20 protein-coding genes and 1 tRNA gene are annotated in these 24,100 nt (G+C 52.1%); 14 read left to right on the forward strand and 7 right to left on the reverse strand.

Annotated features, from left to right (window positions below; all coding sequences use genetic code 11):
- Positions 1-21: 21 nt before the first annotated feature.
- The 7 genes from metG to I2D83_RS15585 all read left to right on the forward strand — a co-directional run bounded on the left by metG (position 22) and on the right by I2D83_RS15585 (position 11,065).
- Entirely contained in the window at positions 22-2,052 is a 2,031-nt protein-coding gene (metG, locus tag I2D83_RS15555) for a methionine--tRNA ligase (protein ID WP_205946884.1), read from the forward strand.
- A gap of 280 nt (positions 2,053-2,332) precedes the next feature.
- On the forward strand, positions 2,333-5,380 hold the full coding sequence (gene fdnG, locus I2D83_RS15560) for a formate dehydrogenase-N subunit alpha (RefSeq protein WP_205946885.1): 3,048 nt from the start codon (positions 2,333-2,335) through the stop codon (positions 5,378-5,380).
- A 12-nt stretch (positions 5,381-5,392) separates the two neighbouring features.
- Positions 5,393-6,301: a formate dehydrogenase subunit beta gene (gene fdxH, locus I2D83_RS15565; protein ID WP_180778402.1), complete on the forward strand. Its 909-nt coding sequence runs from the start codon at positions 5,393-5,395 to the stop codon at positions 6,299-6,301.
- On the forward strand, positions 6,294-6,929 hold the full coding sequence (fdnI, locus tag I2D83_RS15570) for a formate dehydrogenase-N subunit gamma (protein WP_015839559.1): 636 nt from the start codon (positions 6,294-6,296) through the stop codon (positions 6,927-6,929). Before fdxH ends, fdnI begins: the two co-directional genes overlap by 8 nt.
- 284 nt (positions 6,930-7,213) lie before the next feature.
- On the forward strand, positions 7,214-8,290 hold the full coding sequence (locus tag I2D83_RS15575; RefSeq protein ID WP_194429832.1) for a sugar ABC transporter substrate-binding protein: 1,077 nt from the start codon (positions 7,214-7,216) through the stop codon (positions 8,288-8,290).
- A gap of 15 nt (positions 8,291-8,305) precedes the next feature.
- Positions 8,306-9,556, forward strand: coding sequence for an LVIVD repeat-containing protein (locus I2D83_RS15580; protein ID WP_194429831.1), 1,251 nt, complete (start codon positions 8,306-8,308; stop codon positions 9,554-9,556).
- A 132-nt stretch (positions 9,557-9,688) separates the two neighbouring features.
- A complete protein-coding gene (locus tag I2D83_RS15585; protein ID WP_194429830.1) occupies positions 9,689-11,065 on the forward strand; it encodes an esterase-like activity of phytase family protein in 1,377 nt (458 codons plus the stop codon).
- Between the two features lie 36 nt (positions 11,066-11,101).
- Here I2D83_RS15585 and pgl read toward each other — a convergent pair whose 3' ends face one another.
- Positions 11,102-12,100, reverse strand: a complete 999-nt coding sequence (gene pgl, locus I2D83_RS15590) for a 6-phosphogluconolactonase (protein ID WP_194429829.1) — start codon at positions 12,098-12,100, stop codon at positions 11,102-11,104.
- Positions 12,101-12,347: 247 nt separating this feature from the next.
- Here pgl and I2D83_RS15595 point away from each other — a divergent pair, with 247 nt between their 5' ends.
- Positions 12,348-12,710 (forward strand): DUF4186 domain-containing protein, encoded by a 363-nt coding sequence (locus I2D83_RS15595; protein WP_181848248.1) that lies wholly within the window; start codon positions 12,348-12,350, stop codon positions 12,708-12,710.
- Positions 12,711-12,812: 102 nt separating this feature from the next.
- On the opposite strand, the gene I2D83_RS15600 is transcribed toward I2D83_RS15595, so the two are convergent.
- Positions 12,813-12,900, reverse strand: a tRNA-Ser gene (locus I2D83_RS15600).
- Positions 12,901-13,170: 270 nt separating this feature from the next.
- Between I2D83_RS15600 and I2D83_RS15605 the strand changes: the two genes are divergently transcribed.
- Positions 13,171-13,992: a pyridoxal phosphatase gene (locus tag I2D83_RS15605; protein ID WP_039504427.1), complete on the forward strand. Its 822-nt coding sequence runs from the start codon at positions 13,171-13,173 to the stop codon at positions 13,990-13,992.
- Between the two features lie 71 nt (positions 13,993-14,063).
- Here I2D83_RS15605 and glk read toward each other — a convergent pair whose 3' ends face one another.
- The 5 genes from glk to I2D83_RS15630 all read right to left on the reverse strand — a co-directional run bounded on the left by glk (position 14,064) and on the right by I2D83_RS15630 (position 18,360).
- Positions 14,064-15,029 carry a glucokinase gene (gene glk / locus I2D83_RS15610; protein ID WP_205946886.1) on the reverse strand — a complete coding sequence of 322 codons (966 nt, stop codon included), beginning with the start codon at positions 15,027-15,029 and terminating at the stop codon, positions 14,064-14,066.
- Between the two features lie 388 nt (positions 15,030-15,417).
- A complete protein-coding gene (gene modC, locus I2D83_RS15615; RefSeq protein ID WP_181844500.1) occupies positions 15,418-16,476 on the reverse strand; it encodes a molybdenum ABC transporter ATP-binding protein ModC in 1,059 nt (352 codons plus the stop codon).
- A complete protein-coding gene (gene modB, locus I2D83_RS15620; RefSeq protein WP_180778395.1) occupies positions 16,476-17,165 on the reverse strand; it encodes a molybdate ABC transporter permease subunit in 690 nt (229 codons plus the stop codon). The genes modC and modB overlap by 1 nt, the downstream gene beginning before the upstream one ends.
- Entirely contained in the window at positions 17,165-17,935 is a 771-nt protein-coding gene (gene modA / locus I2D83_RS15625) for a molybdate ABC transporter substrate-binding protein (protein WP_180778394.1), read from the reverse strand. The genes modB and modA overlap by 1 nt, the downstream gene beginning before the upstream one ends.
- Before the next feature lie 269 nt (positions 17,936-18,204).
- Entirely contained in the window at positions 18,205-18,360 is a 156-nt protein-coding gene (locus I2D83_RS15630; RefSeq protein ID WP_010285329.1) for an AcrZ family multidrug efflux pump-associated protein, read from the reverse strand.
- A 320-nt stretch (positions 18,361-18,680) separates the two neighbouring features.
- Between I2D83_RS15630 and modE the strand changes: the two genes are divergently transcribed.
- The 5 genes from modE (at position 18,681) to I2D83_RS15655 (ending at position 24,044) form a co-directional block, all read left to right on the forward strand.
- Positions 18,681-19,472, forward strand: coding sequence for a molybdenum-dependent transcriptional regulator (gene modE / locus I2D83_RS15635; protein WP_181844628.1), 792 nt, complete (start codon positions 18,681-18,683; stop codon positions 19,470-19,472).
- Between the two features lie 43 nt (positions 19,473-19,515).
- Positions 19,516-20,991 (forward strand): molybdate ABC transporter ATP-binding protein ModF, encoded by a 1,476-nt coding sequence (gene modF / locus I2D83_RS15640; RefSeq protein ID WP_205946887.1) that lies wholly within the window; start codon positions 19,516-19,518, stop codon positions 20,989-20,991.
- A gap of 198 nt (positions 20,992-21,189) precedes the next feature.
- The gene (galE, locus tag I2D83_RS15645; RefSeq protein ID WP_180778391.1) at positions 21,190-22,209 is read left to right on the forward strand and encodes a UDP-glucose 4-epimerase GalE; all 1,020 of its coding nucleotides are present in this window, start codon (positions 21,190-21,192) and stop codon (positions 22,207-22,209) included.
- A gap of 184 nt (positions 22,210-22,393) precedes the next feature.
- Positions 22,394-23,440, forward strand: coding sequence for a galactose-1-epimerase (gene galM, locus I2D83_RS15650; RefSeq protein ID WP_205946888.1), 1,047 nt, complete (start codon positions 22,394-22,396; stop codon positions 23,438-23,440).
- Between the two features lie 151 nt (positions 23,441-23,591).
- Positions 23,592-24,044 carry a hypothetical protein gene (locus I2D83_RS15655; protein WP_180778389.1) on the forward strand — a complete coding sequence of 151 codons (453 nt, stop codon included), beginning with the start codon at positions 23,592-23,594 and terminating at the stop codon, positions 24,042-24,044.
- The last annotated feature ends 56 nt before the right edge of the window (positions 24,045-24,100 follow it).

Below are 24,100 nucleotides of genomic sequence, written 5' to 3' on the forward strand. Positions count from 1 at the left end.
ACAAAAGAAAGCAAGTTCCTCATGACTCAAGTCGCAAAGAAAATCCTGGTAACGTGCGCGCTGCCTTACGCTAATGGTTCGATTCACCTCGGTCATATGCTTGAACATGTTCAGGCTGATATTTGGGTTCGTTACCAGCGAATGCGCGGCAACCAGGTTCACTTTATCTGTGCGGACGACGCCCACGGCACGCCAATCATGCTGAAAGCACAGCAGATGGGTATTGCGCCGGAAGAGATGATTGCGGCGATGAGTCAGGAGCATCAGCAGGACTTTGCTGGCTTCAATATCAGCTATGACAACTACCACTCCACGCATAGTGAAGAGAACCGCGAGCTGTCTGGTCTGATTTATGGTCGCCTGAAAGAGAACGGTTTTATTAAAAACCGCACGATTTCTCAGCTGTATGACCCAGAAAAAGGCATGTTCCTGCCGGATCGTTTCGTTAAAGGTACCTGCCCGAAATGTAAGGCTGCCGACCAATACGGCGATAACTGCGAAGTCTGCGGTGCGACCTACAGCCCAACTGAGCTGATCGAACCGAAGTCAGTGGTATCTGGTGCCACGCCAGAGATGCGTGACACCGAGCACTTTTTCTTCGATTTGCCCGCATTCAGCGAGATGCTGCAAGCCTGGACACGCTCTGGCGCATTGCAGGAGCAAGTTGCCAACAAGATGCAGGAGTGGTTCGATTCTGGTCTGCAACAGTGGGACATTACCCGCGACGCGCCATATTTCGGTTTTGAAATTCCTGATGCACCGGGCAAATATTTTTATGTTTGGCTTGATGCGCCAATCGGTTACATGGGGTCGTTCAAAAATCTGTGCGACAAACGTGGCGACCTGAATTTTGATGATTTCTGGAAGAAAGACTCAGACGCCGATTTGTATCACTTCATCGGTAAAGACATCGTTTATTTCCACAGCCTGTTCTGGCCGGCGATGTTGGAAGGCAGCGGTTTCCGTAAACCGACGAACCTGTTCGTGCACGGTTACGTCACGGTCAACGGCGCCAAGATGTCTAAATCGCGCGGCACCTTCATTAAAGCAGGCACGTACCTGCAGCATCTGGATGCCGATTGCTTGCGTTATTACTACGCGGCAAAACTGTCTTCTCGCATTGATGACATCGATCTTAATCTGGAAGATTTCGTGCAGCGCGTGAATGCCGACATCGTGAACAAGGTCGTCAATCTGGCATCGCGCAATGCCGGTTTCATTAACAAGCGTTTTGACGGCAAACTGGCGGACACACTGGCCGATGCCGAACTGTACAAAACCTTCACCGATGCTGCCGCCAGCATTGCGGAAGCCTATAGCAGCCGTGAATCCGGCCGTGCCATTCGAGAGATCATGGCGCTGGCGGATATCGCCAACCGCTATGTTGATGAACAAGCGCCGTGGGTTGTGGCGAAAGCAGAAGGTCGGGATGCCGATCTACAGGCTATTTGCTCAATGGGTATCAACCTGTTCCGCGTATTAATGACATACCTGAAGCCGGTACTGCCATCGCTGGCACAGCGGACAGAAGCATTTTTGAACACGGAACTGAGCTGGGACGCCATCACCACCCCGCTGTTGAACCATCAGGTAAGCCCATTCAAAGCGCTGTTCAACCGCATCGATCTGGATAAAGTCAACGCCATGGTTGACGCGTCTAAAGAAGACATGGTCACGACGCAAAAAGTCGTGTCTGGTCCGCTGGCGGACAACCCAGTGCAGGACACCATTAACTTTGACGATTTTGCCAAGGTCGATATGCGTATCGCCTTGATTAAGCAAGCTGAATTGGTTGACGGTTCTGACAAGCTATTACGTTTGACGTTGGATCTGGGCGGCGAAACCCGTCAGGTTTTCTCCGGCATTCGTGAAGCCTATCCCGATCCGGCTAAGCTGGAAGGCCGTTTAACCGTCATGGTCGCCAATCTGGCACCGCGTAAAATGCGCTTCGGCATATCAGAAGGGATGGTGATGGCTGCGGGTCCGGGCGGGAAAGATATCTTCCTGCTAAGCCCAGACAGCGGCGCCCAACCGGGCATGCAGGTCAAATAATCATCACATCAAGCCGGATTCTTATCCGGCTTTTTTTTGCAACAATTTCGCCACAAATCCCCGCGTATTTCCTGCCGACCGACTCGCCGCTCCGCATAGTTTGTAACCATGAAATAACAAAATCGTTATGTATTACATAATATAACGAATAAAAAATATACCTCTTTATAGGTGTAATGGGGGTTTAAATACTTAAATTTTGATTTTGCGCAAAGCCCACATCTTATGTGTTGTTAAATTGCTCGCAACAAAAATGACACATAATTACACAGGGAAACTAATGCAACTGAATAGACGAGGTTTCTTTAAAGTTTGCGCGGGGGGGATGGCTGGAACCACTCTCGCGGTATTGGGCTTTACACCCACGGAAGCAATGGCATCAGTACGTCAATATAAGCTGCTACGCGCAAAAGAGACGCGTAACAACTGCACATACTGTTCGGTCGGCTGCGGTGTGCTCATGTATAGCCTGGGCGATGGCGCCAAGAACGCAAAACCTTCCGTTTTTCATATCGAAGGTGATGCGGACCATCCAGTCAGCCGTGGCTCCCTTTGCCCGAAAGGTGCGGGTCTGGTCGACTACATTCACAGTGAAAACCGCCTGCTCTATCCTGAATACCGTGCGCCAGGCTCAGACAAATGGCAACGAATCAGCTGGGAAGACGCGATCGAACGCATCGCGCGCCTGATGAAAGCTGACCGCGACGCCAACTTCCAACGTACCAATGCCAAAGGCGAAACGGTCAACCGCTGGCTGACCACTGGCATGTTGTGCTCTTCTGCCGCCAGCAACGAAACCGGCATTCTCGACCAGAAATTTGCCCGCTCTCTCGGCATGGTCGCCATCGACTGTCAGGCTCGCCTGTGTCACGGCCCAACCGTCGCCGCGCTGGCACCGACATTCGGTCGTGGTGCCATGACCAACAACTGGGTTGATATCAAAAACGCCAACGTCATCATCGTCATGGGCGGTAACCCGGCAGAAGCACATCCGGTCGGTTTCAAATGGGCCGTTGAAGCGAAAACGCACAATAATGCGAAACTGATCGTTGTCGATCCGCGTTTCAACCGCTCCGCGGCCGTTGCCGATCTCTACGCGCCTATTCGCGCTGGGTCAGACGCCGCCTTTCTGCTAGGTATTGTTAACTACCTTATTACACACGATAAAATTCACCATGAATACGTGGTGTCTTACACCAGCGCCAGCCTGATCGTACGAGAAGATTTCAATTTTGACGAAGGTTTGTTCAGCGGCTACGACGAACAAAAACGTCAATATGATAAATCCAGCTGGCAGTATGAGCTCGATGAATCCGGCTTCGCCAAACGGGATACCACACTGTCCCACCCGCGCTGCGTCTGGAATCTGCTGAAAAAACACGTTTCCCGCTATACGCCGGAAATGGTGACATCGCTATGCGGTACTTCAGCCAAAGATTATGAAACGATCTGCCGCACGCTCGCCGAAACCTGTGTACCGAATAAAACCGCAACCTTCATGTACGCACTGGGCTGGACGCACCACACCAACGGTGCACAGATCATTCGCTCAGCGGCCATGATCCAACTGTTACTTGGCAACATCGGTATGGCAGGTGGCGGTATCAACGCCCTGCGCGGTCACTCTAACATTCAGGGCTATACCGACCTTGGCCTGCTGTCGTTAAATCTGCCGGGCTATATGCCGTTGCCGTCAGAAAAACAGCCGGATCTTAAAACTTATCTGGGTCAAATCACGCCAACGGCGCTGCTGTCCGATCAAGTTAACTATTGGAAAAATACGCCAAAATTCTTTATCAGCATGATGAAGAGCTTCTACGGTGACAACGCGCAGGCAGCGAATAACTGGGGTTATGACTGGTTGCCGAAGTGGGATCGTAGCTACGATGTCATGGTGCAAACCGAGCTGATGGTGGAAGGCAAAATGAACGGCTACATCGTTCAGGGCTTTAACCCCGTTGCCGCGTTCTCCAACAAGAATAAAGCGACCGAAGCACTCTCCAAGCTCAAGTACATGGTCATCATCGATCCACTGGTCACGGAAACGTCTACATTCTGGCAGAATTATGGCGAATTCAACGACGTGGATACGAAATCCATCCAGACTGAGGTCTTCCGTCTGCCCTCTTCCTGCTTTGCTGAAGAGAATGGGTCGATCGCCAACTCCGGCCGCTGGCTGCAATGGCACTGGGCGGCGGCTGAGCCACCAGGTGAAGCCCATCACGACGGTAAAATCCTCGGTAAACTGCTGATGCGTCTGCGTGAACTGTATAAAGAAGAAGGCGGCGCCTACCCCGACCCGTTGATGAACATCAACTGGAACTATAAAGACCCAGAAGACCCAACGCCGGAAGAGATCGCCCGCGAAGCCAACGGCATGGCGCTGGCGGACATCTACGACGACAGCGGCAAGCTGATCCTGAAAAAAGGCCAACAGGTTGCTGATTTCTCGCAACTGCGCGATGACGGCTCCACATCCAGCTTCTGCTGGATCTATGCCGGTAGCTGGACAGAAGCGGGCAACCAGATGGATAAACGCGACAACGCCGATGCGGGTCTCGGCTGCACGCCGAACTGGTCATGGTGTTGGCCGCAAAACCGCCGCATTCTCTACAACCGCGCGTCTGCCGACCTGCAAGGGAAACCGTGGGACAGCAAGCGTAAATTGCTGGAATGGACCGGTCAGAAATGGCAAGGCATTGATGTACCTGACTTCGCCGCGACCGTCCCGCCGGGCAAAGACACCGGGCCGTTCATCATGCTGCCGGAAGGTCTGGCACGTCTGTTCTCCGTAGACAAACTGGTAGATGGGCCGTTCCCTGAGCACTACGAACCGATCGAATCGCCTATTGGTACTAACCCACTGCATCCATCGGTGGTGTCCAGCCCGGCGGCGCGTTTGTTTGAACGCGATGCGAAAACCATGGGCACCGCGAAGGACTTCCCTTACGTGGCGACGACATACTCGATTACCGAATTGTTCCGTCACTGGACAAAACACGCACGTCTGAACGCAATTGTGCAGCCGGAACAGTTTGTCGAAATCGGTGAAAATCTGGCGAAAAGCAAAGGCATTAAAGCAGGCGATGAAATCAAAGTTTCCTGCCAGCGTGGCTACATCAAAGCCAAAGCAGTGGTCACCAAGCGAATCAAAACGCTGGAAATTGCCGGACACAGCGTGGAAACCGTTGGTATCCCTTGCCACTGGGGCTTTGAGGGAACCACCCGTAAAGGGTTCCTGGCTAACACACTCACCCCGAGCGTCGGTGACGCTAATTCACAAACGCCTGAGTACAAAGCGTTTTTGGTTAATGTAGAGAAGGTGTAAGGGTAGCCAACTATGTCAATGCAATCACAAGATATTATTAAACGTTCGGCCACCAACGGCTTTACACCGCCTCCGCATGTGCGTAATGACAAAAGCGAAGTGGCAAAACTGATCGATGTCACCACCTGTATCGGCTGTAAAGCTTGTCAGGTGGCCTGTTCAGAGTGGAACGACATTCGTGATGAAGTCGGCCATAACCTCGGGGTTTATGATAACCCGGCGGATCTGAGCGCCAAATCCTGGACGCTGATGCGATTTTCCGAAGTGGAAGAGAACGACCGTCTGGAATGGCTGATCCGTAAAGATGGCTGTATGCACTGTAGCGATCCGGGCTGTCTGAAAGCCTGTCCTTCCGCTGGTGCCGTCATTCAGTATGCCAACGGTATCGTTGATTTTCAGTCCGAGAATTGTATCGGCTGCGGCTATTGTATCGCCGGTTGCCCGTTCAATATTCCACGTCTGAACAAAGAAGATAATCGCGTCTATAAATGTACGTTGTGCGTCGACAGAGTCAGCGTTGGGCAAGAACCGGCCTGTGTGAAAACTTGTCCGACCGGCGCCATTCGTTTCGGTACGAAAGACGAAATGAAGCATCTGGCGGAAGAACGCATCACCGATCTGAAAAGCCGTGGTTATGAAAACGCAGGCCTCTACGATCCGCAGGGCGTGGGCGGTACACATGTGATGTATGTTCTGCACCACGCGGACAGACCATCGCTCTATCACAATCTGCCAGATAACCCGCAGATTTCCACGCCGGTCAATCTGTGGAAAGGCATTCTGAAACCGCTGTCCGCGTTAGGGTTTGTCGCCACGTTCGCCGGGTTAATGTTCCACTATGTCGGTGTCGGTCCGAACACTGAGGAAATGGATCATGAGCACGAGGGAGAAGACAAAGAAGGGGGAGACAAACATGAGTAAGCCACAAATGATTTTGCGCACCAAGTTTATCGATCGCATCTGTCACTGGATTGTGGTGATTAGCTTTTTCCTGGTCGCGCTCTCTGGTATTGCTTTGTTCTTCCCAACCCTGCAATGGCTGACGCAGACGTTTGGTACGCCACAAATGGGGCGTATTTTGCACCCGTTTTTTGGCGTGCTGATCGTCATCTGTCTGATCCCGATGTTTTTCCGGTTTGTTAGTCATAACATCCCGAAGAAGCGCGATCTGCCGTGGTTCCTCAATATTGTTGAGGTATTAAAAGGCAATGAGCATGAAGTGGCTGAGGTGGGTAAATATAACCCAGGTCAGAAGATGATGTTCTGGAGCATCATGGGGCTGACGCTGGTACTGCTGATCACCGGGGTTATCATGTGGCGCCCCTATTTCGCCCACCTGTTCCCGATTGATATCGTGCGCTACGCTATTCTGATTCACGCTGCTGCGGCTATCGTCCTCATCCACGCCATCCTGATCCATATGTACATGGCGTTCTGGGTCAAAGGATCGATCAAAGGGATGATTGAAGGCAAAGTTTCCAAACGCTGGGCGCGTAAACACCACCCACGCTGGGCACGTGAAATGGAAGAGAAAGAAGCGAAGAAATAATTCACGTTCTTTTCATTTTATCACCTCCTCAAATGCCCGCCTCGCGGGCATTTTTCTTTTATCCGTAGTCAGCACAAATCGTTATAACTTACATCCAAACGTCATAACGCTCCCCGCTTTCCCGACTATCGCTCAATGGCTATGATGCAGTATTATTTTTAAATAGACATCCAGACATAAAGACAGCTATAAAGTAGTAACGCAGAAAACATAACAATACTGCCATCGACACAACACACTATCGTCAACACAAGATCCATTTATAAAACGCCACGGAGCTGATAATGAAGAAATTTACGCCTGCCCTGCTTGCACTGAGCTTACTGACCGCATTACCGGCACTGGCCAATCAGAGCGCCACTATTGCTCCCGTTCCGGCTGCTATTGCCAATCATAACGGCCCGGTTCGCATCGCCGTTATCCGCAATCTGGGATCGGACGACAACACTACGCAGTTTGTTTCCGGCGTGCTCGAAGAAGGTAAAAAACTGGGCTTCAAGGTCAGTACCTTCCTGAGCAACGGCGATGACGCCCGCTTTCAGGATTTCGTAAATCAGGCTATCAGTCAGAAATATGACGGTATCATCCTGTCACAGGGTCGCGATCCCTACTCTACCGATTTGATTAAACGCATCGTCGACAGCGGTATTGCCGTCTCCGTGTTTGATACCGCCGTGAACGGCGAAATTCCGGGCGTGACCGTCACCCAGCAGGATGATGCCTCGCTGACTAACGAATCACTCGGCCAGCTGGTGAAGGATTTCAACGGCAAAGCCAATATCATCAAACTGTGGGTTGCTGGCTTCCCGCCGATGGAACGCCGCCAACTCGCCTATCAACAGATCCTGAAAGCTAACCCCGGCATCAAGGAACTGGAATCGATTGGCGCCGTGTCCTCTGACGTACAGGGCGATACCGCGAACAAAGTCGGCGCAGTACTGGCGAAATACCCGAAAGGCAAAATCGATGCGATCTGGGGATCGTGGGATGCCTTCAGCCAGGGCGCTTATAAGGCATTGAAAGAAAATGGCCGGACAGAAATCAAACTGTACAGCATCGACATCTCCAATCAGGATTTACAGCTGATGCGCGAAGCGAGCAGCCCGTGGAAAGTCAGCGTGGCCGTCGATCCAAAACTGATCGGTAAAGTTAACCTGCGTCTGGTTGCCAACAAGATAGCCGGTGAGCCTACGCCTGCCACCTACGAGTTCCGCGCTGCGGCGATTCCGCAGGCGCTGTTAGCCAGCCAGACGAGTGCCGTCAACGTCGCGGGATTGGCAAAAATCATCCCAGGCTGGGGCCACACGGATGATTTTATCGCACCGTGGTTTGCTACACTGGAAGCCAAACAGGCGAAATAATACGGAGATAACGTTATGGCATCGACTCCTCTGCCCACCCCCGATTACAGCCGCAATATGCGGCTGATTGGACACAGCGATCAGGGCGGCAGACCCGATGGTGTGCAGGTGATGGTTCATCGCGGCTACGCTTACATCGGGCATATGGTTTCACAAGGCGTGTCGATTGTGGATGTGCGCGATGCCAAAAACCCAAGGCCAGCGGGGTTTATCGCCGCCCCGCCCGGTACCTGGAATATCCATCTGCAAACGCACGATGACCTGCTGCTTGTCGTCAACGCGCGCGATTTGTTTGCGGATGCCAGCTTCGCCGAGGAAAAGGTCTATTACACTCGCTCCGTCGCCGATACGGTCAGTACCAAACAGCAGGGCAAAAGCTGGAGTGCCGGCTTACGGATTTTTGATATTTCAACGCCGGATAAGCCGCGTGAAATCAGCTTCCTGCCGCTGGACGGTATCGGAATTCACCGCATCTGGTATGTGGGTGGACGCTGGGCCTATGTCTCCGCGCTGCTCGATGGCTACAGTGACTACATCTTTTTGACTATCGATCTGGCCAACCCACAGCGCCCGGAAGTTGCTGGTCGTTACTGGCTACCCGGCATGCATACAGCTGGTGGAGAACGCGCAAGCTGGCCGGAAGGTAAGCGTTACGCCCTTCACCACGCCATCATCAGTGGCGACACCGCCTATGGAAGCTGGCGCGATGGCGGGCTGACGCTACTGGACGTGAGCGATCGCACTAATCCACAGCTCATCAGCCACCGTAACTGGAGCCCACCGTTTGGCGGCGGCACCCATACCGCGCTACCGCTGCCGGATCGCGATCTGCTGATCGTGTTGGATGAAGCGGTATTGGATAATCAGGAAGATGGCGAGAAATTGATTTGGGTGTTCGATATTCGCGAACCGAGTAATCCGGTGAGCATCGCCACCTTCCCGCAGCCGAAAGAGGCAGACTATGTGAAGAAAGGCGCACACTTTGGCCCACATAACCTGCATGAAAACCGGCCCGGCAGCTTCATCAGTTCGTCATTGATCTTCGCCACGTATCAAAATGCGGGCGTGCGCGCTTACGACATCAGTAATCCATATCAGCCGAAAGAAACCGGTGCACTGGTGCCTGCCGCGCCAGCCAGCATGGTCGATAAACGTCCCGGCAGGCCGCAGATTATTCAGTCTTGTGATGTGTTTGTGGATGCCGACGGCATCATCTATAGCACGGACTACAACGCGGGTTTGTCGATTATCGAATACCGAGGCTAAGCGCCCTCTCATTATCTTCTTCCCCTGCGCGCGGCATCAGGATGTCGCGCCTGTTTTCATACTGCTGTCATTGTCGATTTCTATAGTGACTAACCTTACGGCTTATTCACCATGACTCCAAAAGGAATCGTAATGAGAACGTATCACCGTTTCCCCCTCCGTTGGCCAACGCTGGCACTTTTCACACTTCTGGGATTGAATCATTCATTCGCCACGCAAACATCGGCAACTACCGCCTCGACGGCTGAACTGGCGGGCCACATAGTTATGCTCGCAAAATCTTTTATCCCCGCGCCCAATGATGCACCAGCAGACATGAAAGTCAGCGGTAAATACACGACAGGTTCACGCGTCACGGCGCTAAACAGCGTGCCAGCAAAATCTGCGGATCGACTAACGGGGCTTGCGCTTCCCGTTGAAGGGCAACCGCTGCAAGGCCATTCTGGCATCAAACATATGCCTGATGGCACCTATTGGGTGCTGACAGACAACGGTTATGGCACCAAAGCGAATTCTCCCGATTCACTTTTGTACCTGAATCACTACCAAATGGATTTTAAGAACAATACCGCGAGTCGGCTGGAAACGGTATTCCTGCACGATCCCGATAAACGAGTGCCGTTCCATATCGTCAACGAAAGCACAGACAAACGCTATCTTACCGGTGCCGACTTCGACCCGGAAAGTTTTCAGTTTGCAGATGGCAGCTTATGGGTTGGTGAGGAGTTCGGTCCTTATCTCATCAAAGCGGATCTGACAGGAAAAATAGAAGCGGTTTTCGATACCTACGTTGATGGCAAGATAGTGAAATCGCCGGATAATGCAACACAGCCCTCTCCCGGCACGCCAGACGGCAAACCGAGCTTTCAGGTGTCTCGCTCGAAAGGCTTTGAAGGTATGGCGGTCTCAAAAGATGGTTCAAAACTGTACCCACTGCTGGAAGGTGCATTATGGGACAGCGCACGCCAAGAGTATGAAAATATCGCGGGTAAACGTTATCTGCGCGTTCTGGAGTTTGATGTTAAAAAACAAATCTGGACAGGTCGTAGCTGGCAATACGTGCTGGAAGATAACCAGAACGCGATCGGCGATTTCAACATGATTGACGATCGACAGGGGTTAATCATCGAACGTGACAGCAACGAAGGTACAATGGACAAAGCCTGTCAGACAGGTGCCACGACGACGGACTGTTTCAGTGCACCAGCTCGCTTTAAGCGAATCTACAAAGTGGGATTTTCTGATGACAATGTAGGTAAACCTGTCGATAAATCAGCTTACCTCGACCTCATGAACATTCAAGATCCCAAACACCTGGCACGTAAGCCGCTGACAGAAGGTGTATTCACCTTCCCGTTTATGACGATCGAAAATGTCGATGTTGTTGATGATCACCATATCATTGTTGGCAATGACAATAACTTCCCATTCTCATCCAGCCGTCAGCCCAACGAGGCAGACGATAATGAGTTTATCTTGCTAGACGTGAAGGATTTTCTTACCCAGTAAGCCATTATGCTCCCCTTCATAGGGGAGCATACCAACTTAATCCAGCGCCAGCACCGACACCCACATTGGGCCCTGACCGACGGCGTAACGCGCCAGCGGTTGCAGATCGCCCGTGTTCTGATCGATGTGATACACCTCAATGTGCTGAGATTTCTGCCCTGCTGAAATCAGGAACTCACCGGTGTTGTCGATATTGAAACCGCGCGGCTGCGTCTCAGTCGGCTGATGACCGGTCAGCGTTAACGCGCTGCCGTCTTCAGACACCTGGAAAACGCTCAACAGGCTGGCAGTACGATCGCTGATGTACAGGAAGCGGCCATTTGGCGTAATGTGAATATCTGCCGCCCAGCGTGTGTCGTTGAAGCCCGCTGGCATGGCATCCAGCGTTTGTACTTTCTCCAACTCACCACTGGCTGCATCCAACTGGTACACGTCTACCGAGCTGTCCAGTTCATTCACACAATAGGCAAAACGCTGATTGGGGTGGAAAGCCATATGGCGTGGACCAGCCCCCGCTACCGTCGTCATTTCGGCCTGACGGTGTACGCTCAATTCGCCCGTCGCACCCAGATCGTACAGACGGATACGGTCTTCTTTCAGACACGGTGCCCACACAACCCGGTTGGTTGGATCAATATTGGTAGAGTGGCACCCTTCCAGTCCGTCCAGTTGCTGAATCGGCTCGCCGACGATGCCATCCGCACCAATCGGGCTAACGCTAACACAAGCGCCGCTGTAAGACGCGCTGAACAGGAAACGTCCGTCGTTATCGGTAGACAGGTGTGTCGGGCTGCCCGGTAAAGACGCCACACCCGCCTCCGTCAATTTACCCTGTTCATCAATACGATAGCTCAGAACCCTGAAATCAGGACGAACACCGACATACAGGTGGCGCTTGTTCGGTGCGATCACCATCGGCTGAACCTGTCCTGGAACATCAACGGTTTGCAATAATGTCAGATTACCCTGAGCACCGAGTTGCCAAACGTGGATCTGCTGGCTTTCCGGGCTGGCGACATAAACAACTTGCTGCATCGTATTCTCCTTATTTCACGCGAATGTGGCGGCTCAGGAAGGCATAAAAGCGGTTCATTGAAAGGATAACAAACTTGCTCAACCTGACGCACGGTATACCATAAATGACCAATCACTCTATTCTACAGAGACAGCGCAAGGCTACTATTGATTTAAGTAATGGCTGATTTAAGTAATGATTGATTTATACGGCAGTGTCCGCACGTCCCTATTTTTGCATCGTTCATACTTTACGGACTTTTAGGTTATGACCACGTTTGATTCGCTGTTTTCCCGGCTGTCGCGTTCCCCTTTCCGCCAGCGTTTTACGTTGGGTGCCAAAGAGAGAGACTATTGCTACAGCAAAGGTAAGGAAACGATCGCCACCCACGCCGCCGATTTTATCGCACACAGGCTGGCACCGGCGGATCCGGTCAATGATGGCAAACAGACACCGATGCGCGGTCATCCCGTGTTTATTGCACAACATGCCACTGCAACCTGCTGCCGGGAATGTCTGGAAAAATGGCATCACATCGCCCAACACCAGCCGCTGAGTGACGAAGAGCAGCGCTATATTGTTGAGGTGATTCTGTACTGGCTGGAAAACGATTTGATTAGCAGGCGCTAAAGGTGCAGCTATAACGAGTAAAGTAGAAAATATGACTGCAAATTGTCAGAGATAATCAAGAAGAGAGAGAAAGAATAAGAAAAGAAAGGTCGAGATTGAAAGTGGCGGAGGAGTAGAGATTCGAACTCTAGAACACTTTCGCGTCGCCGGTTTTCAAGACCGGTGCCTTCAACCACTCGGCCACTCCTCCGCAATGACGCGCACTATAAACAGTACGTCGCACATTGTAAAGCCGCGTTTTGGTCAATTGCTTAAAAAATAGATGATAAGCCGTTGAAAGTATACAAAATCGACAATGGCGTTACCACACTTCGCGTTTGGCATGACTTCCCACCGCACGACATCTTTCGTCATCAAATGGATCTCAGGCACTTTTATCTCGCTGTTGTCTGTCTATTTCTCGCCGCGTCCTTTATCGTAAGGCTCATTCGATATCCACATTTTTATTTGCGAGACAACGATGACCTACCGAGTAATTGCACTTGATCTTGATGGTACTCTGCTGAATCAACAGAAAAAAATCCTACCCGAATCTCTGAGCGCACTCGCGCTGGCCCGCCAGCAAGGTATAAAAGTGATGATTGTCACCGGGCGTCACCACTCTGCCATTCACCCTTTTTATCAGGGATTGCAGTTAGATACGCCCGCCATCTGCTGTAACGGCACCTATGTCTATGATTACCAGCAGGGTCAGGCATCGCACACCAATCCACTCTCAGTGGAACAGGCGAAAAATGTCATTACGCTATTGGAAGAATTTGATATTCATGGGCTGATGTATGCCGATGACGATATGTATTATCAGTACCCTACCGGACACGTGGTTCGCACGCTGGCGTGGGCGGCTAACCTGCCGGAACAACAGCGCCCGCGTTTTGCGCAGGTGGAAAATCTGGTGCGTCAAACGGAAGCATCGCACGCTATCTGGAAATTCGCGACCACGCACGCCGATGTCCCCACGCTGAACCATTTTGCCGCAGAAGTTGAAAAACAGCTCGGACTGGCGTGCGAGTGGTCGTGGCAGGATCAGGTTGATATCGCCCAAACCGGCAATAGCAAAGGCAAACTGCTCCAGCAATGGCTTGGCGAGCAGGGCATCAGCATGAAAGACGTCGTGGCATTCGGCGACAACTTTAACGATATCAGCATGCTGGAAGGCGTAGGACTGGGGGTCGCCATGGGCAACAGCGCTGACGAAATCAAAGCGCGTGCCGATCTGGTGATTGGCAGTAATGAGGAACCCAGCATCGCCGATGTCATCCGCACCCGCATTCTGGCATAACCAACGATGACGCCATCAGGCGAGTGAGTCGTACCTCACTTTGCCTGATGGCGTTTGACTATCAAGCTGACTTACAGCGCGTTGCCTAACACCTGTCTCAAGTAAGCGCCCGCCCCCATTAATCCCGGCTGTTCATGGGTAATCAGGTACACGGGGATATCCTGCATATAGCTTTTAAACCGCCCTTTGTCTTCAAAAGCCGCCCGAAAGCCGGAAGCTTTAAAAAACTCAAGAAAGCGCGGTACGATACCGCCCGCAATATAAACACCGCCAAATGTGCCTAAATTTAACGCCAGATTGCCACCGAAGCGCCCCATAATGACGCAGAATAACGACAGCGCGCGGCGACAATCCACGTCCGTATTGTTGACAGCACGCTCGGTAATATCTTTCGGCTCCAGCGCCTCCGGCGTGCGATTGTCAGATAGCACCACGGCACGGTAAATATTCACCAGCCCCTGTCCGGAGAGTAAACGTTCTGCGGAAACGTGCCCCAGCGACTGGCGCAATACCGCCAGAATGTTGTCTTCTTCGTCGCTATTAGACGCGAAATCCACGTGCCCGCCCTCACCCGGCAAACTAATCCATTGACCGGCAGCATGCACCAGATGAGCGACGCCTAACCCCGTACCTGCACCATATACGGCAACGGGCTTACCCGGCACAGGCTCTCCGCCGCCGAACTGGAGCAGACTCTCACTCCCCAACACCGGCACCGCCATAGAAACGGCGGTAAAGTCGTTGATGACCTCAAAGTGGCGTAAACCCAGGCTCGCTTTCATTTCAGCGATGGAAAATGCCCAGGTGTGATTCGTCATTGCCACCCAGTCACCGGTAATCGGGCAGGCAATCGCGATACAGGCATCCTGCACCGAGACCTGTCGCGAGTCGAGATAATCCCGGACCGCCCCTTCCAGAGAAGGGAAATCCAGCCCGGAATAAGTTTCGATTTGCGACAGTTCGCCCGTCATAGCGTCACACAGCGCCAAACGCGTATTGGTGCCGCCGACATCGCCCACTAAAACAAAGTGCGTCATTCTTCTTTTTCCCCCTCAAGCAAAGCAGATACCCGATCATTGCGCGAAAACAGCCGGCTACGCTATGGCGACACAACTTTCTAGTGATAAGGATCCCATTAACGCCATTCAACAGCGTGCAACTCAAATCAGAAAGCATGCCGTGAAATTGTAGCCACAACAAGATGCCAGCCACTCAGGCAATAGAGCAGTAAAGCGTCTGCTAAAAGACCGCTATCGATGGGAGGAGGGGTTAATCAACGCACGACATCAGTGTGTGATTAACCGAACTTGGCAACCCGTGCCTATTAATCACAAGTTGATGAAAGAAAGTCACGATTTTCCTGCCGATGGTCTAAGCCGTAACAGAAAAAAACCACCGTAACAGAAAAATCGCGTTTCTTCTCTATTACGCCGTAATGGATACACTCTTAACCTGCGCATAGAGCGTTTGCCCAGGATGGAGTGCGAGATCGTCCCGTGCCCACGGTGTGATACGGGACCACAGCGTCTGCTGACCGACCGCGAGTTTTACTTCAACCTGTCCGTCTACATCAAGGTATTCCACCACGCTGGCACACAGCACATTACGGATACTGCTTTTTTCCGGCGGCTGTAGTACCAGAGAGACATCAGCAGCATTCACACGAATGCGCAATGCAGCATCCTGCGGCAATTCAACTTTACCGACCCACACCTGCTGGTCGCCTAATGCCAGCGCCGTCATCGCGTAATGCTCATGTTGAGCCAACACGCGCGCACTCAGAATACTGCTCTGCTCTTCTTTCGGTAACCAGGGGCGTAGTGCGCTGCTTGCCCATACCTCTTCCAGCACGCCCTGTGCTTTCACTTTGCCTTTATCGAGCACCACGACATGATCGGCTAATCGGACAATCTCTTCCAGACTGTGGCTAACATACAGAATCGGAATATTGACCTCCTTCGCCAGACGCTCCAGATACGGCAACAGCTCACGCTTTCTGGGCAAATCCAGCGACGCCAGCGGTTCATCCATGAGCAGCAGTTCCGGCGCGGTGAGCAATGCCCGGCCAATCGCGACGCGCTGTTTTTCTCCACCGGACAACGTTCGTGGATAGCGATTCAGCAACGGTTCGATACCCAGTAAATTGACGATGTCATCGAACTGCGATTCCATGGTCTCAGCCATACCGTAACGTAAATTGCCACGTACGCGATAATGTGGAAACAGGCGAGCATCCTGAAATACATAGCCGATTCGGCGCTTTTCCGGTGGAAGAAAAATACGCTGCTGCGTATCCACCAAGACATTATCATTGAGCACAATCCGTCCGCTATCCGGACGAGTCAGGCCAACAACGGCATTGATGAGCGAGGTTTTCCCTGCGCCAGACACGCCGAAAATCGCGGTAATCCCGTTCGCAGGCAGTTCAGACTGAACGCGAAGTTCGAGGCTACCCAACTGTTGATGAAAATCGAGTTGCAGCATTATCCCCCCAACCGCTTGCGGCTCCAGTTTGTTAACCATTCCGATGCCAACAGCGCAGCCAGCGACAAGACAATGGCAATGATACACAGCCTTGCTGCATCAGCCTCCGCACCGGGCGTTTCGATCAGGGTATACATCGCCAGTGGAATGGTTCGGGTTTCGCCGGGAATATTAGAAACAAACGTAATTGTCGCGCCGAATTCGCCAAGCGAACGGGCAAACGCCAATACGGTTCCCACAACAATGCCGGGAAAAGAGAGAGGTAATGTAATGGTGAAAAACACGCGCCAGGGTGTAGCACCCAGCGTTCGAGCGGCCTGCTCCAGATGCTTATCGACGGCATCCAGTGACAGCCGAATAGCTCGAACCATCAGCGGGAACGCGACAATCGCCGACGCTAATGCGGCTCCGCGCCAGCTAAAACTAAAGCTGAAGCCGAACCAGTCATAGAGCCAGGAACCGATTACGCCGCGTCTTCCCATCGCCACCAGCAGCAGATAACCAATAACCACGGGTGGTAACACCAGAGGTAAATGGATAATGCTATCCAACAGCGATTTGCCGGGGAACCGACAGCGCACCAAAATCCACGCCATCAGTATCCCAAACGGCAAGCTGCATGCTACAGCCACAACGGAAACCTTGAGGCTCAGCTCAACCGCCAGCCATTCGTAATCACTCAGCATCATTAACGTGGCGCGAAGCCATAGCGTTTAAATACGGCTGCTGCTTCCGGCGTTTTCAGGTAGTCATAAAAACCGCTAACCGCTGGGTTTTTATGTTCTCTTACTATCGCCATCGGATATTCAACAGGCTTATGGCTCGTTGCCGGGAACGTACCAACAACCTTAACTTTGTCGCTGGCAACCGCGTCAGAACCGTAAACGATGCCCAGAGGCGCTTCTTCACGTTCCACCAGCGCCATTGCTGCACGCACGTTGTTCGCACGCGCCATCAGCGGGGAGAGTTCATCCCAGGCTTTCAGATTCTGTAACGCTTCTTTGGCATAGATGCCGGCAGGCACATGATCCGGGTCGCCAACAGCCAGACGTCCGCCTTTCAGCAGGCTTTTCCAGTCAGTTTTATCGTCAATGTTGATATCTTTCTGCGCACTCGCCTTCGGCGCAATCACCACTAGCTCATTACCCAGCAGCGTGTGACGCGTGGCGGTATCCATCAGGTTTTTGTCCTGCGCGTAGTCCATCCACTGCTGGTCAGCAGAAATGAACAGATCGGCAGGCGCACCTTGCTCAATCTGACGTGCCAGTGTTGAAGAGGATGCGTAAGACGCCACGACGGCAACGTTTTTCTCTTTCTGATATTGCGTGGCGATTTCCTGCAACGCATTCGTCAATGATGCGGCGGCAAACACAGTAACTTTATCTTCTGCTGCCGCAGGCAGCGCCATTCCTGCACTGAGGGTCAGTGCGGCAAACCATTTTAACCATTGCTGCTTCATTCTTGTCTCCTGACAATTATCGTTGTGTAAATAATGATATAACGAATCATAAAGCAGTGTCATGCGCTTTAAAGAGGTAGATTACCCGTCATACTTCAAGTTGCATGTACGTTGGCTGCGTTCACTCACCCGAATCACTTACCTGAGTAAGCTCATCGGGACTCCTTCTCTTGCCGCCTTCCTGAAACTCGAATTATTTAGGGTATATAGGGAGTAGAAAAGAAATGTCCGGCCAAAAGCCGGACATCAAAATAAGAAAGGATCGTGAATCAATGCTGATTCTTTGCGCGCTGACCGTCAGAATGACCGATGCGGGACAACACGTTAAACACTTCGCCCAGGCAATAAATTGCGCCCATGATAACCACCATCATCACAGGAACCATGGCAACTGCAAACAGCAGGCTCTTCAACAACTCCAACATGCTTACCTCACTTATTGCAACGGTTACCGCTACTTTAGCTCGTCTATACCCGTCATACTTCAAGCTGCTTGTGCGTTGGCGTCCTTACTCACCCCAGTCACTTACTTGTGTAAGCTCCTGGGGATTCGCGCGATTGCCGCCTTCACGCAACCCGAATTATCTAGGGTAAAATGTGCTATTTCACTGTAAACCGAGATCGTCGTAATTGCCACGTAGTCTACCGCAGTAATAGAAAATAGTGCGTCTATTTGTGCGATTTGCCCCTGATGAAGAAAATAGCGACAATACAGAGAATTAAACTCACCGACGGTGCTCTCATTATGCAGGCTGAAATTCTTCTCACCCTGAAACTCCAACAGCGTTTATTCGCCGACCCGCGGCGTATTGAATTGCTCAAGCAAATTCGTCATACCGGCTCAATCAGCCAGGGTGCCAAGCTGGCGGGGATTAGCTATAAAAGCGCATGGGATGCCATCAATGAGATGAACCAACTAGCCGAGCAGACCATCGTCGAACGTATGACCGGTGGTAAAGGCGGCGGCGGCGCGCAGCTCACCCGCTACGGCGAACGCCTTCTCCAACTGTACGATTTGCTCGCGCAGATTCAGCAAAAAGCCTTTGATGTCTTGCAGGAAGACGGGCTGCCGTTGGATAGCCTGCTGGCAGCTATCGCGCGTTTCTCACTGCAAACCAGCGCACGCAACCAGTTTTTTGGAACCGTGCTCGCACGCGGTGAAGAACAAGTGCAACAACATCTGGATATTTTACTTGCCGATGGTAAAACAACGATCAGCGCACTGATTACGCAGCAAAGCGCCGAACGTCTGCAATTACAGAAAGGAAAAGAGGTGCTTGCGCTGATTAAAGCACCGTGGATCGATGTGTACGCCGCCACATCCACGGTACCCACCGTTGATAACGTCTTGCCCGGGCGAATTAAAGCCATTCAGCACGGTGTAGAAAACAGTGAAGTTCTGATTACGCTGACAGGGGGAGAAACCCTATGTGCGATGGTGCCGAATGCCTTACTTGAGCAGCAAAAGTTGCAACTGGGAACAGACGCGAAGGCCTGTTTCAAGGCCGACAGGGTTATCATCGCCACGCTTTGCTAACATTTACCAACATTGCTTATCGCCGACTGACGAAGGATAGAAAATGTCATTGTTGAAAATCACGCAGGGACTATTTCGTCTCAGCGATACCCGCATGCTGCATCTGGACGAACTGGCGCTCGACGAAAACCAGTGCTGGGCCTTTGTCGGGGCCAACGGAAGTGGTAAATCGGCGCTGGCGCGGGCGCTATCCGGTGAACTGCCACTATTGCGTGGTGAACGAACAACGGGATTCCAACGCCCCGTTCGTCTGTCGTTTGAACAATTACAAAAACTGGTTTCCGACGAATGGCAACGCAATAACACCGATCTACTAAGTGAAGGTGAAGATGACACCGGTCGCACAACGGCAGAGGTGATTCAGGACAGCCTCAATGACCCCACACGTTGCCAACAGCTGGCGCAGCAGTTTGGTATTGCACATTTGCTGGAGCGCCGTTTCAAGTACCTCTCTACGGGGGAAACCCGTAAGGCGATGCTGTGTCAGGCACTGATGACCCAGCCCGACTTGCTGATTCTCGATGAACCTTTTGATGGGCTGGACGTTGCCTCACGTCAGCAGCTTGCCGATGAGCTGCGGAAACTAGCTGGCACGGGTTATACACTGGTGCTTATTCTCAATCGCTTTGACGACATCCCTGACTTTATCAACCATGTTGGTGTACTGGCAGACTGTACGCTGACCCGTCTCGGCGAGCGTGAAACGATCCTCTCAGAAGCGCTGGTGGCTCAGCTCGCGTTTAGTGAAAAACTGTCGGGGAGCTCACTGCCAGAACCCGAAGATCCACAGCGATATATGACACTTCCCGCTAATGAAGCACGCATTCAGTTGCGTAACGGCGTGGTGCAGTATAACGATCGCCCTATTCTGCATGAGCTGACATGGGAAGTGCTACCTGGACAACATTGGCAGATTGTCGGCCCTAATGGTGCAGGAAAATCGACGCTGCTGAGTCTGATTACCGGCGATCATCCACAAGGCTACAGTAACGATCTCACGCTATTTGGCCGCAAACGCGGCAGCGGGGAAACCATCTGGGATATCAAGCGCCACATCGGCTACGTCAGCAGCAGTTTCCATCTGGATTACCGCGTCAGCACCAGCGTGCGCAACGTTATCCTGTCTGGCTTCTTTGATTCTATCGGTATTTATCAGGCCGTTTCCGACCGTCAGCGTCATCTGACCGAACAGTGGCTCACCTTGCTTGGGCTTAATGGCGCGATCGCCGATACGCCATTTCAGTCGCTCTCCTGGGGTCAGCAGCGTCTGACGCTGATTGCTCGCGCATTAGTCAAGCACCCTGCCCTACTCATTCTTGATGAACCCCTACAGGGGCTTGATCCGCTCAATCGCCAACTGGTGCGCCGCTGGCTGGATATTCTGATTGGAGAGGGCGAAACACAGCTTCTCTTTGTCTCTCACCACGCGGAAGACGCGCCTGAATGCATCACGCACCGGCTCACTTTCGTCCCGCACAACGACATCTATCGCTACCAGATTGATGAGTTATGTAAATAACGCCTAAAAACAGGGATGATAACGCTACCACAAAATAAAATGTAGGGTAGAAAGCCGAGCTCATTTACACTGTAGTCTACGCTTCACTAAGTTTATTCGTAAATAAACCATCGATAACAGAGGCGGATTTTCGCTGTAGATCACCTTTTTCAGCATCTAGCCATGTTATTTTGCAGCATTGCGATAATAGAGGTCATTATGAACGTTCTTGTCACAGGTGGTAGCGGTTACATAGGAAGTCATACTTGCGTACAATTGTTGGCTGCCGGGCACACTCCCGTCATTCTTGATAACTTGTGCAACAGCAAGGCCAGCGTCGTTAAAACCATTACACGTTTAACCGACAAAACGCCTATTTTTTATCAGGGAGATATCCGCGACAGCGCACTGCTGGACGACATTTTCGCTAAGCATTCAATTGATTCCGTCATTCACTTTGCCGGTTTAAAAGCTGTGGGGGAATCGGTACGTGAACCGCTGAGTTATTATGATAATAACGTCTACGGCACGCTTGTGCTGGTTGAGGCAATGAAGAAAGCAGGCGTGAAAAACCTGATTTTTAGCTCCTCCGCCACCGTCTATGGCGATCAACCACGCACGCCCTATCAGGAAAGTTTCCCCACGGGGCACCCTGCCAGCCCCTATGGCCGCAGCAAGCTGATGGTCGAGCAAATCCTGCAAGACTTACAGCATGCAGAGCCAGAATGGAGTATTACGCTGTTGCGTTATTTCAACCCGGTTGGCGCACATCCATCAGGTGAAATGGGCGAAGATCCGCAAGGCGTGCCCAATAACCTGATGCCTTACATCGCTCAGGTTGCCGTCGGGCGTCGTGACTCTCTGGCAATCTTCGGTAATGACTATCCTACCGTTGACGGTACTGGCGTACGCGATTACATCCATGTCGTCGATCTTGCTGACGGTCATATCGCCGCCATGAACACGCTGCAAAATCGTGCTGGCGTACACATTTATAACCTGGGTGCTGGCGTAGGCTACAGTGTATTACAGGTCGTTGAAGCCTTTAGTCAGGCTTGTGGTAAACCCGTCGCTCACCATTTTTCCCCACGTCGACAGGGCGATCTGCCTGCTTATTGGGCGGATGCAGAACGTGCAGCGAAAGATCTTAACTGGCGAGTCACACGCTCATTGCAAGAAATGGCGCAAGACACCTGGCGCTGGCAATCCAACCACCCCAACGGGTACGAAGAAGCGTAACGGCGTTTTTTACGTCAGATGACACATTAGGGGAAGATAAGCAGAGCTGATTCAGGCCGCTGACAAACCCATTTACGGAACGAGAATGGCGTACTTTGTCAGCAAACTCATTTCTGCTTAATTCCCAGTATTGCGCGCACCGATCAACGCTCTCTATCTGGTTGAACCTCTACAGGAGCAAGTCATGTTGAATGAAAGTCTTACTACGCTGGCGCCCGATGGTCAGCCGTTTCAATTAACGACCTTGCAGAATCAGGCAGGCATGCGCGTGTGCCTGATGGACTGGGGTGCAACCTGGCTTTCCTGTGAGCTCCCGCTACCGGAGGGTGAGGTGCGAGAGGTACTCTTGGGCTGTGCATCACCCGAGCAGTATCCGCAACAAGGCGCTTATCTTGGTGCGTCGATTGGTCGCTATGCCAATCGCGTAGCCAAAGCAACATTCAGTCGAGAGGCAGAAATTTTTCATCTGGTTCCGAACCAGAACGAACATCAACTGCATGGCGGCCCGGAAGGCTTTCATGCCCGCCGCTGGCGAATCGTCAGTCAGAATGCAACGCAGGTCACTTACCAACTGCACTCACCGGATGGCGATCAGGGGTATCCAGGGCACCTCAACGCACAGGTGACCTACGCGCTGACAGAACATAACTCGTTGGAAATCTCGTATCAGGCGACCGTAGAGAAAGCCTGCCCCGTCTGCCTGACTAACCACGCCTATTTCAACCTTGATGGCGATCTGACTGACGTACGTAAACACCAATTGCAGCTGTTTGCCGACTATTATTTACCGGTCAATAGTTCGGGGATTCCCAACGCCGACCTGACACCGGTAAATGCTACCGGAATGGATTTCCGCCAGCCAAAAACGCTCGAAGAGGATTTCCTGCGCGACAGCAATCAAATGGCCGTCGGCGGTTACGATCACGCCTACTTGCTGCATCGCACCTGCGGTTCCAGCGAAAGTCCGGCTGCCAATTTGTGGTCATCCGATGGCCGCGTGCTGATGAGCGTCTTCACCAGCGCCCCTGCGTTACAGCTCTACAGCGGCAACTTCCTGGCCGGAACACCTTCGCGAGACGGTGGTCAGTATGAAAACTATGCTGGCGTCGCGCTGGAAAGCGAATTCCTGCCAGACAGCCCGAATCATCCAGACTGGCCGCAGCCCGACTGCTGGCTGAAACCGGGGAAAGTCTACCGCTCGGATACCACGTACCAATTTCTCGTACAGTAACCGAACAGCAAAACATCATTAACTCATTGATAACATTGGCAGATGGGTATCTGCCAATTTACAAAACGGCTTTACAAAACTATGCCATTCCCCGCTTGCCCCCTTCCCACTCAGACGCTTACACTCTCGGAATACCCAAAAAGGAAATGCCATGTCCGCATCATCACGGTCTCCATTATTCATTCATCATCTGCGCCATAAAGGCAGATGGGGATGGCTATTGGCGCTGTGCTGGCTTTTCCTGAATGCACAACTGGCTATCGCAGGCCACCAATGCGATATAACCCTCAGCCAGACATCCCCCACTATTCAGCATCAGGCACATCTGCAACAGGTTGACGTTCAGCCATTATCGTCTCACGCTCAGCATACGGCTGGTGCGTCTTACGCCCTCGACCAGCAAACGCCGCTGTGCGAAAAACACTGCGTACCGGATAGCGTTAAGCAGGATAACGGCTCGCTAGCATTATTAGCGCTGCCGGTCAGTGGTGAACTGGTTTTAGCGGATAACCCAGTCACCCTTAATCAGGCATGTGATGCCTGGCTCTCACCACCTGCGGCAGGCCCTCCGGCTGAGATCCGCTTCTGTCGATTCAGAGAATAACCCAAGCGATTGATAACCCCTGCGCTGGTAGGCGCAACATTTTGTTTATCAATTAT

This window comes from Pectobacterium aroidearum (assembly GCF_015689195.1).
Lineage (GTDB): Bacteria > Pseudomonadota > Gammaproteobacteria > Enterobacterales > Enterobacteriaceae > Pectobacterium > Pectobacterium aroidearum.